Source organism: Achromobacter sp. NCFB-sbj8-Ac1-l, from assembly GCF_052695805.1.
Map to the genome: position 1 here is coordinate 6,346,775 of NZ_CP199812.1, position 15,499 is coordinate 6,362,273.

Below are 15,499 nucleotides of genomic sequence, written 5' to 3' on the forward strand. Positions count from 1 at the left end.
CTACACGTGCACTACATTTCAACCACTTTCCGCCAGGGCCATCTGCGTGACGGCTTGCGGAACCGAACATAATACTACTTTTACAGCAAAGATGGATAGAGGGGCTTGAGAGCCCACTCTACCCATCCGGGTATTGCTTACTTCAGGATCTTGGCGACGACGCCGGCGCCGACGGTACGACCGCCTTCACGGATGGCGAAACGCAGACCTTCTTCCATGGCGATCGGGGCCAGCAGCTTGACGGTCATCGTCACGTTGTCGCCCGGCAGAACCATTTCCTTGTCGGCCGGCAGGTCGATCGTGCCCGTCACGTCCGTCGTGCGGAAGTAGAACTGGGGACGATAGCCGTTGAAGAACGGGGTGTGGCGGCCGCCTTCTTCCTTGGACAGGATGTACACCTCGGACGTGAAGTCCGTGTGCGGGGTGATCGAGCCCGGCTTGGCCAGAACTTGGCCACGCTGGACGTCTTCACGCTTGGTGCCGCGCAGCAGGATGCCCACGTTGTCGCCGGCTTGACCTTGGTCCAGCAGCTTGCGGAACATTTCCACGCCGGTGCAGGTCGTCTTGACCGTCGGAACGATACCGACGATTTCGATTTCTTCACCAACCTTGATGATGCCGCGTTCGATACGGCCGGTCACCACCGTGCCGCGACCCGAGATCGAGAACACGTCTTCAACCGGCATCAGGAACGCGCCGTCAACGGCACGCTCAGGCGTCGGGATGTACGTGTCCAGCGCTTGCGCCAGCGACAGAATCGCTTGCTCGCCCAGTTCGCCCTTGTCGCCTTCCAGCGCCAGCTTGGCCGAACCCTTGACGATCGGGGTGTCATCACCCGGGAAGTCGTACTTGGACAGCAGTTCGCGAACTTCCATTTCCACCAGCTCGAGCAGCTCGGCGTCGTCAACCATGTCAGCCTTGTTCAGGAAGACGATGATGTACGGCACGCCAACCTGGCGGCTCAGCAGAATGTGCTCACGCGTTTGCGGCATCGGACCGTCAGCGGCCGACACGACCAGGATCGCGCCGTCCATCTGGGCCGCGCCCGTGATCATGTTCTTGACGTAGTCGGCGTGGCCCGGGCAGTCAACGTGCGCGTAGTGACGCGCTTCCGTTTCGTACTCGACGTGTGCCGTGTTGATCGTGATACCGCGTGCCTTTTCTTCAGGAGCCGCATCGATCTGGTCGTAGCCCTTGGCTTCGCCGCCAAACTTGCTCGACAGAACGGTCGTGATCGCCGCCGTCAACGTCGTTTTGCCGTGGTCAACGTGACCAATCGTACCCACGTTCACGTGCGGCTTGGTACGTTCAAACTTGCCTTTTGCCATGGCTGACTCCTGACCTGGATTGCGCTTCTGACTGAAGAAAAGAACTTTGGAAATTAGTGGTGCCCATGGCGCGGATCGAACGCGCGACCTCTCCCTTACCAAGGGAGTGCTCTACCACTGAGCCACATGGGCATGTAAATCTTGGAGCGGGTGAAGGGAATCGAACCCTCGTCGTAAGCTTGGAAGGCTTCTGCTCTACCATTGAGCTACACCCGCGGGCTACCCTTTCACCATCTCTATCCCAGACTTTCAAAATCAAGGCCTGGGGAACTTTCCAACCTTCGTTGCGAAGGCCGCCCAGTTCCCTAGGCCTACATTTTAAAATCCAGGCAAACATCGCCTGGATTCAGGTATGGGTCTCTGGTGGAGGAGGTTGGATTCGAACCAACGTAGGCGCAAGGCCAACAGATTTACAGTCTGCCCCCTTTAACCACTCGGGCACCCCTCCAGCGGAGAACTTGAGATTATGAACACTTTCAAATCCGCTGTCAAACGCCTGGGACGAAAAATATTCAAATCTTTTGTTCTACCTCCGCCGCGTTTCCGCGCAGAGGGGGCGAAGCTTACAAGATTCCGCGAACGGCTGCACGGAAAAGTTCGGCGTACTGGTCAGGCGTGTAGGTAACGGGGTTTGTTCCCCCCGATGGATCCTCGCTGGCCATACGCCCTACCCGCTCGGCTTCCGAGTCGTTGATGCCGATGTCGGCCAGGGTGTGGGGGATGCCCACGGTTTCGCGCAAGGCCAGCACCCAGTCGAGCACGGCGCCCGGGCCGTCGTCCGGCAGCGCCAGGTAACGGGCCAGCGCCTGCAGCCGCGGGGCCACGGCATGCTGGTTGGCCTTGAGCACATAAGGCATGAGGATGGCGTTGAGCATGCCATGGTGTGCGTCGTACAGCGCCCCCAACGGATGCGCCAGCGCATGCATCGCGCCCAGGCCGCGCTGGAACGCGGTGGCGCCCATGCTGGAGGCGACCAGCATCTGCTGGCGCGCTTGCAGATCGGTGCCGTCGGCGACGGCCTGCGGCAGGTATTCCTTGATGATGCGCATGCCTTCGAGCGCAATGCCGGCGGCCATGGGATGGAAGAACGGCGAACAGTAGGCTTCGAGGTTGTGCGACAGCGCGTCCATGCCGGTGGCCGCCGTTATCCTGGGCGGCAGGCCGGTGGTGAGTTCCGGGTCCAGGATGACGATGGCGGGCAGCATGCGCGCGTGAAAGATGATGCGTTTGACGTGGGCGGCCTCGTCAGTGATGACGGAGGCGCGCCCCACTTCCGAGCCCGTCCCCGCCGTCGTCGGTACCGCCACGACCGGCGCCATGCCGGCAACGTTGACGCGCAAATAGTTGTCGCCCACGTCCTCGAAATCCCAGAGCGGACGGCTCTGCCCGGCCATCAGCGCTATGGCCTTGGCGGCGTCCAGCGCCGAGCCGCCGCCGAACGCGATCACCCCGTCGTGGCGGCCTTCGCGATAGCGCGCGACGCCGTCGTCCACATTGCGCCCGGTCGGGTTGCCCTTCACTTCGTGGAACAGGCCGCATTCCAAACCCGCCTGCCGACACGCGCGCACGGCCTCGCCGATCATCGGCAATGCCGCCAGGCCGGGGTCGGTGACCAGCAAGGGTCTTGCCATGCCGAGCTCGCGGCACCAGTGCGGCAGTTCCTTAATGCGGCCGGGGCCCGCCTTGATGGCGGTGGGATAGTTCCAGTTGACGCTGGGGACAGTCATGTCGGCTCCTGGTCGCGCGGCCTCAGGCCACGCTGCGCAGATGAAAGGATTTGGCTTGGGTCAGTTGTTCGTAGCCGACTTGCGACAACGACACGCCGCGGCCGGTGTGCTTGACGCCGGTCCATGCCAGCGCAGGGTCCAGGTAGTCGCAACGATTCATGAAGAACGTGCCGGTGCGCACCTGGCGGCCCAGATGCAAGGCGGCGCCCTCGTCCTGCGTGAACACGGCGGCGGTCAGACCATAGGGGCTGTCGTTCATCAGCGCGACGGCCTCTTCGTCGCTGTCCACCGGCATCACGCCGACCACGGGTCCGAAGCACTCGTCGTTCATGATGCGCATGCGATGGTCGACTTGCGTGAGCAACGCGGGCGCGACGTATGGCGTGCCGGCGCGGGCGGCCTCGAAGCGGCTGGCGTCGGCCAGGTTGCGGGCGCCGCGTGAGAGGGCCTCGTCGATCACTTCTCGCACCTCGTCGGCCGCGCGGGTGCGCACCACCGGACCCAAGGTCGTTTCGGCGCGCAGCGGATCGCCAAGGACGTAGTCGTTGGTCAGGCTCGCCGCGCGGTCGATGAATTCCTGGTAGCGGGACCGCGCCACGTAAATGCGCTGGATGCCGCAGCAGGACTGGCCCGAATTGAAGAACGCGCCATCCACCAGGGTTTCGACGGCGTGATCGAGCTTGGCATCCTCACGCACATAGGCCGGGTCGTTGCCGCCCAGTTCCAGGCCCACGCCGATGAAGCGGCCGGCGGCTGCCTGTTCCACGCTGCGCCCCCCGCGCACAGAACCGGTGAACGACACGTAGCCGATTTCAGCCGCGCGGATCAGCCGCTGCGCGATGTCGTGGTTGGCATGCAGGTACTGGAACACGCCCTGCGGTACGCCGGCTTCGCTGAATGCGCGGGCGATCAATTCAGCGCACAGCGGCGTCTGATCGGAGTGCTTGAGAATGACCGTGTTGCCCGCCATCAAGGCCGGCACGATGCTGTTGACGGCGGTGAGCAGCGGGTAGTTCCAGGGCGCGATCGTCAAGGCCACGCCGATGGGTTCGCGACTGATGAAGCGAGTGAAGCCAGTCAGCTCGGGCACGCGTATCGGCGCCAAAGCGGCCTCGGCGATGCCGATCATGTGGCGTGCGCGCGCCTCGAAGCCGTCGACTTCGCCGGGTGTGTAGCGCAATGGCCGTCCCATCTGGATCGTGATCGCACGCGCCGCTTCGGCTTTGGCCGCAACAAAGCGCGTGACGGCCTCAGACAGGATGCGTCCGCGTTGTTCGATGCCCAACGCATGCCAAGGCGCTTGCGCGGCCTGCGCGTCAGCCAGCGCCTGCGCGATCTGCGCTTCGCTGGCGTAGGGGCGCCGCACGACTTCGCGCCCGTCGATGGGACTGATGGTGATGAGTTCCTGCGTCATGGCGGCCCTATGCATGCATGCTGTGGATAAGTACTTGGTGTGTCGTAGCAGTCAGATGATTTCGAAGTAGCGCGCCAATTCCCAATCGGTGACGTGGCGCCTGAACTGGCGTTCTTCCCATTCGCGCGTGGCAGCGTAATGCTCGACGAAGGCATCGCCGAACAGATGCCGCGCCGCTTCCGATTCACGCAATCGCTGGGCCGCTTCCCACAAGGTGGTCGGCAAACGCAGGTGCGCCGGAAACTGCTGGGTATAGGCGTTACCCTGCACCATGGGCTCGGGCTTCAGGCCTTGCTCGATACCGTACAGGCCCGATGCCAACGCAGCGGACAGGGCCAGGTAGGGATTGGCGTCGGCCGAGCCGATGCGCACTTCGACGCGCTGCGATTTGTCGCTGCCCGGGATGAGGCGCAACGCGGTGGTGCGGTTTTCCATGCCCCAGGTGGCATCCAGCGGCGCCCAGTAGCCCGGCACCAGCCGCGAATAGCTGTTGATGGTCTGCGCATACAGCGCCATGAATTCAGGCAGATAGCGCTGCACGCCGGCCATGAATGCGGCCTGCGTCGGGCTCATGCCGTGCGGCTGCGATTCGTCGTAGAAAGCCGAACGCCCGCTCTTGCGCTCGCGCAGCGACAGGTGGATGTGGCCGCTTTGACCGGGGTGATCATGCGACCACTTGGCCATGAAGGTGGCCATCAGGCCGTTCTGCTGCGCCAGCGCCTTGGTGAAGGTCTTGAAGAGAAACGCCTTGTCGCCCGCTGCTGCGGCCTGGTCCACCGCGATCGCGGCTTCGAGCACGCCCGGACCGGTCTCGGTATGCAGACCCTCGATGGGCATGTCCATGCGTTCGCACATGTCGAGCAGCTTGCGATAGAAATCACCCTGCACCGTGCTGCGCAGCATGGAATAACCGAAGTTGCCGGGCGTCCAGTTTTCCATGTCGCGATAATGCTTGGCGCGCACCGAATGCGGCGTCTCGCGGAACATGAAGAACTCGTATTCCAGCGCGGCGTAGACCTCGAAGCCCATGTCGGCCGCGCGATCGAGCGTGCGATGAAGCAAGCGACGCGGGCAGATCTCGGCCGCGGGGCCTTCGAATTCGGCCAGGAACAGCAGCATGTCTTCGCCGCCGGGCCCTTGTTCCAGCGGCAGCCGGCGACCTGTGGACGGCACGATGCGCAGCTTGGCATCCGGATACGCCGTGTGCCAACCCGTGTATTTGGTGTTGTCGTAGAGCTGGTCGTCCAGGTCCCAGCCGAACACGACATCGCAGAACGCCAGTCCGCCGCGCAGCGCGGCCAGGAACTTGTCGCGCCGGATGTACTTGCCCAGCATGACGCCATCGACGTCAGACAGGCCGACCTTGATATGCGAGAGCGTGCTGGCTTGCACCAGCCGCTCTGCATCTTCCACCGTTGCTACCCCTAGTGCATGCATGCTCGTTCACCTTGTCCATGGCTGAAGCGTTGCGTTGACTTGCGGGGTCGCGGGGCGTGGCGTTTCAGGTTGTGGCCGCCCCCAGCACCCGCATCGCCTCGCGATGCAGTTGCGGCGTGGCGGCCGCGATCACGCGGCCCTGCGACGCGAGGCCTAACGGCTGCCCCGACCAATCGGTAATGACGCCTCCTGCCCCTTCGATGACGGGCATCAGCGCCAGATAGTCATACGGCTGCAGGCCGGCCTCGACCACCAGGTCGACATGACCGCTGGCCAGCAGGCCGTAGCTGTAGCAATCGCCCCCATAGCGGCGCATGCGCACCGATTGGGTCAGCGTATCAAACGCGGCCAGGTCGGCGCCTTCGAAGATGTCGGGTGAAGTGGCGTAGAGAATCGCCTGCCCCAATTCGGTGCAGCCGCTGGCGCGGCAGATTTCGCCGTTCAATCGCGCGGGCGAATCGGTGGCGCCGAGCCAGCGCTCGCCCAGCATCGGGATGTCGATCAGGCCCAGCACGGGGCGGCCACGGTGCAGCAACGCCAACAGGGTGCCCCACAACGGGTTGCCGGAGATGAAGGCACGCGTACCGTCGATGGGGTCCAGGGACCAGACCCAGTCAGCCTCGGCATGGCTGGCGCCGAATTCCTCGCCGAAGATGCCGTGATCGGGGTACTGACTGGCGATGGCCGCACGCAATGCGGCTTCGACCTCGCGGTCTGCCTGGGTGACGGGACTTTCGTCCGCTTTGGTGTCCACCGACAGCGGGTGGCGGAACCACTGGCGCGACAACGGCCGGACCTGGTCCGCCAGCGTTTGGGCGAACGAGGAAAAGGCGGCCAGTTGCTGCGCGGTAAGCGGCGGCGAAGTTTGCATTGACGAGCTCCCAGGCGTGGTGCAGCGCCAAAAAAACCCTTGCGATTAAGGTTTTTCCAGTCTAGACACGTTGCCACAAATTTGCAAATATACCTAAAAAAGCAACCCAACCGTCTTACAGCAGGCCGCTGTCCGCAAACCGTAGCTCACCGCCGTTGCCGTGTATTCCTTTCCGGAGTTCCATCATGCAATGTAAGAAGAAGCTTAGCCTTGTGGTTGCAGTAATTTCCCTAGGTTGTGCACAGGCCGCCCACGCCGGCGCCATTACCGTCTATTCCGCCCTGGAAGAGGACGAAATCGCCGCCTATCTGAAGGCTGCCAACGCCGCCATGCCGGACGTGAAGGTGAACGTGCTGCGCCTGTCCACCGGCGATCTCGGTGCGCGCCTGATCGCCGAAGCCGGCAACCCGCAGCAGGACGTGATCTGGGGCTTTGCCGTCAGCAACATGCTGGACCCGCGGCTGCAGCAACTGCTGGAACCGTATGCCGCGAAAGGCATCGACGCCCTGCCCGCCCAGTACAAGGCTGCCGACAACAAGTGGTTCGCCGCCACCGGCTACGTCGCGGCCTTCTGTGTGAACACCGATAGGCTCAAGTCCAGGAACCTGCCCATGCCGACGTCGTGGGAAGACCTGGCCAAGCCGGTCTACAAGGGTGAAATCGTTATCCCCAGCCCCGCTGCGTCCGGCACGGGCTACCTGCAGATCGTGGCGCTGCTGCAGGGAATGGGCGCCGAGAAGGGCTGGGCGTACCTGAAGGACCTGGACAAGAACGTGGCGCAGTACACCCCATCCGGCTCACGCCCTTGCAAGATGGCCCGCGCCGGCGAGTATGCGATCGGCGTGTCGTTCGCGTTCCCCGCCATGCAATCCATCGAAGAGGGCTTTCCCGTCAAGATGGTGATTCCGTCGAAATGGGTGGGCTACGAGCTCGAGGCATCCGGCCTGATGAAGACCGCCAAGAACCCGACGGATGCCAAGCGCTTCCTGGACTGGACGCTGTCGGCCCAGGCGGGCGGGCTGTACAGCAAGTACAAGGAGCTGGTGACGATTCCCGGCGCGGCGCCGAACAAGGCCGCCGAAGCCGCGGGCCTGCCCAAGGACCTGACCGCGGTGCTGTATCCCGTGGACTTCCAGAAATCCGCCGCCGAACGCGACGCCACCATCAAGACCTGGCAAGACACCATCAAACGCTGACGGCTCGCGGCCGGCGCCCGCCGGCCGCCGTCCCCAGCTGGAGCAGCCATGTACCTGGAACTGCGCGGGATACGCAAGACCTTCGAGGGCGCGGTCGCCCTCGAAGGCATCGACCTGTCTGTCGGCGAGCATGAGTTCGTCTGCTTGTTGGGCCCCAGCGGCTGCGGCAAGACCACCCTGCTGCGCATCGTGGCGGGACTGCTGCCGTTCGATGCCGGCAGCATCCGGTTGGGCGGACGCGATCTGTCGGCCCTGCCGGCGCGCAAGCGCGGCTTCGGCATCGTGTTCCAGTCGTATTCGCTTTTTCCCAACATGACCGTGGCAGAGAACGTCGGCTACGGCCTGCGCATACGCGGTGAAAGCCGCGAGCGCATAGCGTCACGCGTGACGGAGCTGCTGGCGTTGATCAAGCTGCCCGACTACGCGCAGCGCTATCCACACCAGCTTTCCGGCGGCCAGCAGCAACGCGTGGCGCTGGCCCGCGCACTGGCGGTAGACCCCGCCCTGATCCTGCTTGACGAGCCGCTGTCGGCCCTGGATGCGCGAGTGCGTACCGACATGCGCGCAGAAATCCATGACGTGCAGCGCCGACTGCGGATTCCCACCATCATGGTGACCCACGACCAGGAAGAGGCGTTGACGCTGGCCGACAAGATCGTGTGCATGAATGACGGGCGCGTGGAACAGGTGGGGTCGCCGTCCGACCTGTACCTGCGGCCCCAGACGCGGTTCGTCGCCAATTTCGTGGGGCTGAGCAATCTGCTGCCCACCGACTGGGTACGGCAAGCCATGCCGGCGCTGTTGGCGACGCGGCCCGACGGCGCCAGCGACCGCTACGAAGCCTGCCTGCGGCCCGAGAGCCTGCGCATCGCCCCCGACGACCAGGGCCCCGGGCGCGTGCGCGAGATGACCTTCATGGGCAACCTCACCCGCTTGCGGGTGGACTGGCAAGGCCGCGAACTGCTGGTGGAACAACAGGGTGCGGCCGGCCTGTCGCAGGGCGCCCCCGTACGCCTGGACATGGAGCCGGGACAATGCGCCTGGGTCCGCGTATGACGCCGGCAGCCGTGGCCAGGCGGTCGGGAGCCGCCGAGTGAGCACGGCCCACATGAGCGCCACCGCATCCGCCCCCGCCGCCCGCACGCCCTGGTCGCTGGACCGCGTGTTACTGTGGACCTGCGTCGGCATTCCGATGGCGGGCCTGGCGTTGTTTTTCCTGTTTCCGCTGGCCACCGTGGCGTGGCGCAGCCTGGTCCAAAAGGATGGCGGGATCGGCCTGGGCAACTACGCCGAGGTGTTTGCGACCCGCGGCATCCTGACCGCCACCGCCAACAGCCTGACCATGAGCGCGGCCACCACGGCCGTCAGCCTGCTGCTGGGCTTTGCCATCGCCTACGGGCTGGACCGCAGCCGCATGCGCGGCAAGGCCTACGTCAAGTTGGCGCTGGTGCTGCCGCTGCTCGCGCCCTCGCTGGTGCAAGGCCTGGGCTTGATCTTCATCCTGGGCCGCAACGGCCTGGTGCACCGCTGGACCGGTTGGGAATTCGATATCTATGGCTTCTGGGGCCTGTTGATTTCCAACGTGTTCTACGCCTTGCCCCAGGCAGTGCTGATCCTGCAGGCCGCGTTGCGCAACACCGACGCGCGCTACTACGACGCGGCCGAAGTGATGGGCGCATCCAGCACACGGCAGTTCTTCGACATCACGTTACCCAACTGCAAGTTCGGGCTGCTGAGCGCCGCCTTCGTGGTGTTCGTCATTACCATCACCGACTTCGGCAACGCCGCGGTCATCGGCGGCAACTACAAGGTGCTGGCGACCGAGATCTACAGCCAGGTCTCGGGCCAGATGAACTTCGGCATGGGATCGGTGGTGGGCATCCTGTTGCTGCTGCCGTCGTTGATCTCGGTGCAGATCGAACGGGTGGCCTCGCAACGCCAGTTCGGCTCGGCGTCGCCCAGCGGATTGCGGGTGATGCCGCAGCCCGCTCACGGCCGCGACCGTGCCTTCACGGCCGGCGTGCTGCTGTGTACCAGCGCGATCGTGGCCACGGTGGCCACCGTCGTGTTCGCCAGCTTCATGCGCCTGTGGCCGTATCGCATGGAATGGACGCTGAAGCACTACGACATCACCGTCAGCGGCGGCTACGCGCCGCTGTGGACATCGCTGTACCTGTCACTGGCGGCCGCATCCGGCGGCGTGCTGCTGCTGTTCTTCCTGACCTTTGGCGTGTGTCGCATCCCGCGGGCCTGGGCCAAGCTGGTGTACCTGGTGTCGGTGCTGCCGGTGGGCGTGCCTGGGCTGGTGCTGGGCCTGTCGTACATCTTCGCCTTCAATTCGCCCGCCACGCCGCTGTATGCGCTGTACGGCAGCGCCGCGTTGATCGCCCTGTGCAATTTCTACCACTATCACACGCAGGGCTTTCTGACGATGATGACGGGGATGCGCGCAGTGCCGCAAGCGCTGGAGGAAGCGGTCAGCTGCCTGGGCGGGGGCACCTGGCAGGTGCTGCGCGATGCCGTGCTGCCGCAGATCGCCCCCACCGTATTGGGCGTGTTCTTCTTCCTGTTCATGCGGTCCATGGTCACGCTGTCCGCGGTGATATTCCTGGTGACGCCCTCGGTCAGCGTGGCGCCGGTTTCCGTCTTGCGGCTGGACGAAGCGGGGTTCGTCTCGCAGGCGGCGGCCTATTCGACGCTTATCATGCTGGTCGTGGGCGGTTCCCTGCTGGCGATGCGCGCGTTGATCGCGCTGGCGGCGCGGCGCCGCAAATAGATTAGGAAGCATCCGATATGTGGCAAGAAGAGCGGTATCAAAGAATCCGCGCCCTGCTGTCTTCCCTGCAGCAGGTATCGACCGACCGTATCGTCGGCGAACTGGGGGTATCACGGGAGACGGTCAGGCGCGACCTGCTGGAGCTGGAAGCGATGGGCGAGCTGCGCCGCGTGCACGGCGGCGCCGTGCCGGTGCATAGCGAACCCCCTATCACCGAACGGGTGCACACGCGCGTCAAATACAAACGCGCCATCGCACGCGCCGCTGCCGGCCTGGTCAGCAGCGGACAGACACTGTTTCTGGATGCCGGCAGCACCACCAGCGTGCTGGCCGACGAACTGGCCAAGCTGACCGGGCTGACCATCATCACCAATTCGTTCGACGTGGCCCTGAAGGTCGGCGCGGCCGGTAACGGCGCCAACGAATTGATCATGCTGGGTGGATCGGTGGGCGGCCCGGTATGCGCCACCGCCGGCGACATCACCATTGCCGAGATCCACCGCTACCGCGCCGACCTGGCGCTGCTGTCTCCGGTGGGCGTGGACGCCGAATGCGGCGCCACCAGCTACGACCTGCGCGAAGCCGAGGTGGCCCGAGCGATGGCCGCCAACGCCAAGCAACGGGTGCTGCTGGCCGACTTCAGCAAGATCGGCCTGTGCAGCCGCGTGTCGTATTGCGAGGTGGGCCGCATTGATTACCTGGTCACCAACGTCAACGCGGAAAAGATGCCGGCCTTCGCGCCACTGAAGGCCGCCGTGGGCAAGACGTTGACGGTGTAGCCGCGCGTCAGTCCACCGACACGCCCGCCACCTTCACCATGTCTGCCCAATAGAGGGTGTCCTGCTGCAGCCGCTTCTGGAAGGCATCGGGCGCACTGCCGACCGGCTGGCTGCCGCCGGCCTGGATCTTGGCGATCACGTTGGGCGATTTCATGGCCTGGGCAACGGCCTTGGCCAGATAGGCGATGCGGTCCGGCGGCGTGCCGGCCGGCGCGAACAGGCCGTACCAATCGTCGGCGGTGATGCCGTCCATGCCCGATTGCTTGAGCGTGGGCGCGGTCTTGAAGATACCGATGCCGTTGTCGTGGCTGAGCGCCAGGATGCGCAGCTTGCCCGCGGCCACCATCGGTTCGGCCGATGCGGGCGAGGTAATCAGCATGTCCACCGTGCCGCCCATCAGGTCGGTGATCGCAGGCGCGGCGCCGCGATACGGCACGTGCACGAGTTTCACACCGGCCTTTTGCGACAGCAGCGCGCCCATCAGGTGGCTCATGGTGCCGTTGCCCGGGGTGGCATAGGTGATGACGCCGGGCTGCTTGCGCGCGGCGTCGAGATAGTCGCCCAGCGATTTGTAGGCGCTTTCGCTGCGCGACACGAGCACCAGCGGCGCGGAGGTGATCTGCGAGATGGGCACGAAGTCCTTGACCGGATCAAAGCCCACGTTCTTGTACAGGCGCGGATTGACCGCCATGACGCTGGTCTGCGACATCACCAGCGTATAGCCATCCGGCTTGGCGCGCGAGACCTGCGAGGTACCCACATTGCCACCGGCGCCGGAACGGTTCTCCACGACCACGCTCTGACCCGTGATCGCGCCCAACTCCTGCGCGATCAGGCGCGCCACGCCGTCATTGCCGCCGCCGGGCGGAAACGGCGACACCACCGTGATGGCTTGCTTGGGATAGTCGGCCAGCTGCGCCAATGCCTGAGCGTGGGCGTTGACGCCCCAGGCCAGGCAAGCCAAGGCGGCCGCGGTGGTGCAGGCTTGCAGCACGTGTTGCTTTGTCATCGGTACTTCCCCTTGTAGTCGGCGGCCGGATACTCGGCCGTCCGTTGCATTCCGGTTCGCCATGAACCGTCCGCGCCCCGGCGGCTGGGCACCGGGGCGTGCTGATCGGATAAAGCAGGTCGTGCGGCCGCTCATGCGGCCCATGGGCGACTAAGCCGGAAAGCGATACGCGGCGCGTTCGCGCTCGTCGATCTGCTTGACCAGGTTGGTTTCCCAGGCGAGGTACTGACGCGCCGCGGCCTTGTTGCCGTCGTGGCGGTCGTGCACGAAAAACAGGTAGTCGATGCAATCGCGGTCGGCGGGCTCGTCCGGCGTGGCTTGCAGGGTCAGGCCCGCTGCCGACCAGCCGGCCGGCGAGCCGAGGTTCACCTTGACGTCGCTTGCGCCCAGCGCCCGCAGATCAGCCGCCGCCCAGGCGGCCACGGCCAGTTCGTCGGCCAGCAACACCACTGGTTGCGCGGGGTCCAACGCCAGATCGGCAAAGCGTGGGCGAATCGACCATTGCGCCCCCGCGATATGTTGGGTGCGATAGCGCATGCTGGCGCGGATGTCGACCAGCTGCGCGCCCTGCGCGGATGCTGCGACCAGCGCCGTGTCGTCCAACACGGCCACGGACGGAGCATCGGCCGGCACCACGTTGGCTTTCAGCGCTGCGGCCACGCCCTCTTGCAGCACGCTCGCATCCCAGCCCATCTGGCGCAGCCAACTGGCCACGACCGGCGCGCGCACACCTTCGGCGTCGAACACCACGATGCGTGCGCCACGCACGGCCAGGTATTGGTCGGTGGCCTGGATCAGCTGGCCGCCCGGCGTGTGCTGGGCACCGGGCAAGGACCCTTGCGCAAACTCTTCGGCGCTGCGCACATCGCACAGGAAGGTGCTGCGACCCGCCTCATCCAGCCAGGCCTGTACCTGGCTTGCGTCGACGCGCGGCACGTTGTGGCGCTCGGCCAGATTGGCCGAGCGCTGCACCAGCGCCGGCAAGTCCTCAGGCACCACGCTATCGTCGTAGCGACGCTGCGCGCCATGGTCGAGCTTGAAGTCTTCCAGATACCAGCCTTGGGTGCCGTTTTCCAGCGCAAACACCGGGTTGGGCACGCCCAGGTTGATCAGCGTCTGCGCGCCGATGATGCTGCGCGTGCGTCCTGCGCAATTGACCACGATGGTGGTGGTCGGGTTCCTGGCCAGGGTATGTGCACGCAACGCCAGCTCGCCATTGGGGCAGCAGATGCCGCCCGGAATGCTCATCTTCTGGTATTCGGCGTAGGGCCTGCCATCCAGCACGATCAGGTCGTCGCCGCGGCGCTGGCGCTCGGCCAGTTCGCGTGCACCGATACGGGGGGTGTGGAACACTTCTTCGGCGAGTTCACCGAAGGTCTTGCTGGGCACATTGACGCCGGCAAATGCGGCATAGCCGTCGCGTCGCCATTGTTCGATGCCGCCCGCCAGCCGGTGCACCTGCGTGTAGCCCAGCGCACGCAATGCGCGTGCGGCGCGCGCCGCCGTCTCGTCCACGCCACCTTCGTCATAGACCACCACCCGCACGCCGCGACGCGGCGCCAACCGCACGATGTCGGCTTCCAGTCGGCTGTACGGAACCGGCGCGGCATAGAACAAGTGAGACTCGCCGTATTGGCCATGCTCGCGCACGTCCAACAGCGCGATCTCGTTGCCGTCATGCAGCCAGCCCTTGAGCGTGTGGGAATCGACGTCGGCCGTGTTCAGGTCGGAATGGAGATGCATCAGTGAATTCTCGGGAATCGGAAAAGGGGAAATGGCGGATATCAGCGCTCGGGTCGAAGCTGGGTGAAGGCGTGGTCGAGGTCGGCGATCAGGTCTTGCGGGTCTTCCAACCCGATATGCAGCCGCAACATCGGGCCATGCGCCTGCGCAGCCGGCAGCGAACGCGCATTGCGCAACTGCATCGGAATCACCAGGCTTTCAAAGCCGCCCCAGGACGCGCCGATGCCAAACAGGCGCAGCGCATCGATGGCGCGCTCCATGTCGGCATCGGTAATGGGCGCGGCGAACTCCACGGTCAGCAAGCCGTTGGTGCCCGAGCATTCACGCCGCCAGACGGCGTGGGAAGGGTCGTCAGGCAGCGCCGGGCACAACACGCGCGCGACCTCCGCCCTGCCCTGCAGCCACTCGGCCACGCGCATCGCACTGCGGGCATGCTGGGCCAGGCGCAGCGGCAGTGAACGCATGCCGCGCAGCACCAGGAAGGCGTCATCGGCGCCGACAGTCTGGCCGAAGTCGATGCCGGCGCGATCCAACGGCCGCCAGGCGCGCGGGTTGGTCACGACTGCGCCCATCATCACGTCGGCATGGCCGCCCAGATATTTGGTGGCGGCAAGAATCGAGATATCGGCGCCCAGCGACAGCGGCTGGCACAGCAATCCGGAAGCCCAGGTGTTATCCACAGCCAGCCAGCAATCGTGTTGCCGCGCCAGCTCGGCCAGGCGGCGCAGGTCCGGCATTTCATAGGTGAGCGAACCCGGCGATTCGGCGTAGATCATGCGGGTGTTCGGACGCACCAACTGGGCCAGGCCGTTGCCATCCGGCGGGTAATACGAGAACTCGATCCCCAGGCGCGACAGATGTTCGGCGCAGAAACGACGCACGGGTTCATAGACTGCATCGGTCACCAGCACGTGATCGCCGGCGCGCAGATAGGCCAGCAACACCGTCGCAATGGCCGCCTGCCCGGTGGGGAACAACTTGGCGCGAAAGCCCTGTTCCAGTTCCACCAGCGCGTCTTCCAGCGCATGGGTGCTGTCGGTGCCGCGTGCGCCGTAGGACGGCAGGCGTTCCTGCTCGCGACGCGCCCGCGTGTCGCGCCAGGCCGCCACGCTGTCGAACACATAAGTACTGGCCCGCGTGACCGGCGTATTGACCCAGCCGCCATGAGGGCGCCCGGCGCGCAGCAGCCGCGTCGCGGGCCGATAGGGCTTGTCCATGG

The 15,499-nt window shown here is 65.1% G+C and carries 12 protein-coding genes and 3 tRNA genes; 4 read left to right on the top strand and 11 right to left on the bottom strand.

Translation table 11 applies throughout. The features are described from left to right. Positions 1 to 137 precede the first annotated feature (137 nt). The 8 genes from tuf to hisN all read right to left on the bottom strand — a co-directional run bounded on the left by tuf (position 138) and on the right by hisN (position 6,777). Entirely contained in the window at positions 138 to 1,328 is a 1,191-nt protein-coding gene (gene tuf / locus ACUDP5_RS29170) for an elongation factor Tu (RefSeq protein ID WP_175192346.1), read from the bottom strand. Between the two features lie 57 nt (positions 1,329 to 1,385). After that, a tRNA-Thr gene (locus tag ACUDP5_RS29175) sits at positions 1,386 to 1,460 on the bottom strand. A 10-nt stretch (positions 1,461 to 1,470) separates the two neighbouring features. Then, a tRNA-Gly gene (locus tag ACUDP5_RS29180) sits at positions 1,471 to 1,544 on the bottom strand. A 145-nt stretch (positions 1,545 to 1,689) separates the two neighbouring features. Next, a tRNA-Tyr gene (locus ACUDP5_RS29185) sits at positions 1,690 to 1,776 on the bottom strand. A 115-nt stretch (positions 1,777 to 1,891) separates the two neighbouring features. Then, positions 1,892 to 3,055 carry an iron-containing alcohol dehydrogenase gene (locus tag ACUDP5_RS29190; protein ID WP_263915279.1) on the bottom strand — a complete coding sequence of 388 codons (1,164 nt, stop codon included), beginning with the start codon at positions 3,053 to 3,055 and terminating at the stop codon, positions 1,892 to 1,894. Between the two features lie 22 nt (positions 3,056 to 3,077). Further along, the gene (locus tag ACUDP5_RS29195) at positions 3,078 to 4,469 is read right to left on the bottom strand and encodes an aldehyde dehydrogenase family protein (RefSeq protein ID WP_445657863.1); all 1,392 of its coding nucleotides are present in this window, start codon (positions 4,467 to 4,469) and stop codon (positions 3,078 to 3,080) included. A 51-nt stretch (positions 4,470 to 4,520) separates the two neighbouring features. Then, positions 4,521 to 5,906, bottom strand: coding sequence for a glutamine synthetase family protein (locus ACUDP5_RS29200; RefSeq protein ID WP_263915281.1), 1,386 nt, complete (start codon positions 5,904 to 5,906; stop codon positions 4,521 to 4,523). Positions 5,907 to 5,970: 64 nt separating this feature from the next. Further along, positions 5,971 to 6,777 carry a histidinol-phosphatase gene (gene hisN / locus ACUDP5_RS29205; protein WP_263915282.1) on the bottom strand — a complete coding sequence of 269 codons (807 nt, stop codon included), beginning with the start codon at positions 6,775 to 6,777 and terminating at the stop codon, positions 5,971 to 5,973. 185 nt (positions 6,778 to 6,962) lie between these two features. On the opposite strand from hisN, the gene ACUDP5_RS29210 reads away from it, so the two are divergent. Genes ACUDP5_RS29210 through ACUDP5_RS29225 form a run of 4 tightly spaced genes read left to right on the top strand, consistent with a single transcriptional unit; the run spans position 6,963 to position 11,528 of the window. After that, the gene (locus tag ACUDP5_RS29210) at positions 6,963 to 7,973 is read left to right on the top strand and encodes an ABC transporter substrate-binding protein (RefSeq protein ID WP_263915283.1); all 1,011 of its coding nucleotides are present in this window, start codon (positions 6,963 to 6,965) and stop codon (positions 7,971 to 7,973) included. Positions 7,974 to 8,021: 48 nt separating this feature from the next. After that, positions 8,022 to 9,029 carry an ABC transporter ATP-binding protein gene (locus tag ACUDP5_RS29215; RefSeq protein WP_263915284.1) on the top strand — a complete coding sequence of 336 codons (1,008 nt, stop codon included), beginning with the start codon at positions 8,022 to 8,024 and terminating at the stop codon, positions 9,027 to 9,029. A 52-nt stretch (positions 9,030 to 9,081) separates the two neighbouring features. Then, complete coding sequence (locus tag ACUDP5_RS29220) at positions 9,082 to 10,749, top strand: ABC transporter permease subunit (RefSeq protein ID WP_445659228.1); 1,668 nt, start codon at positions 9,082 to 9,084, stop codon at positions 10,747 to 10,749. 17 nt (positions 10,750 to 10,766) lie between these two features. Then, positions 10,767 to 11,528, top strand: a complete 762-nt coding sequence (locus ACUDP5_RS29225) for a DeoR/GlpR family DNA-binding transcription regulator (RefSeq protein ID WP_445657864.1) — start codon at positions 10,767 to 10,769, stop codon at positions 11,526 to 11,528. 7 nt (positions 11,529 to 11,535) lie between these two features. Here ACUDP5_RS29225 and ACUDP5_RS29230 read toward each other — a convergent pair whose 3' ends face one another. From ACUDP5_RS29230 to metC, 3 genes are all read right to left on the bottom strand, one after another. Next, the gene (locus ACUDP5_RS29230) at positions 11,536 to 12,537 is read right to left on the bottom strand and encodes a Bug family tripartite tricarboxylate transporter substrate binding protein (protein ID WP_445657865.1); all 1,002 of its coding nucleotides are present in this window, start codon (positions 12,535 to 12,537) and stop codon (positions 11,536 to 11,538) included. Positions 12,538 to 12,687: 150 nt separating this feature from the next. Further along, positions 12,688 to 14,280 carry a rhodanese-like domain-containing protein gene (locus ACUDP5_RS29235; protein WP_445657866.1) on the bottom strand — a complete coding sequence of 531 codons (1,593 nt, stop codon included), beginning with the start codon at positions 14,278 to 14,280 and terminating at the stop codon, positions 12,688 to 12,690. 41 nt (positions 14,281 to 14,321) lie between these two features. Continuing rightward, the gene (gene metC / locus ACUDP5_RS29240; RefSeq protein ID WP_445657867.1) at positions 14,322 to 15,497 is read right to left on the bottom strand and encodes a cystathionine beta-lyase; all 1,176 of its coding nucleotides are present in this window, start codon (positions 15,495 to 15,497) and stop codon (positions 14,322 to 14,324) included. Positions 15,498 to 15,499 lie beyond the last annotated feature (2 nt).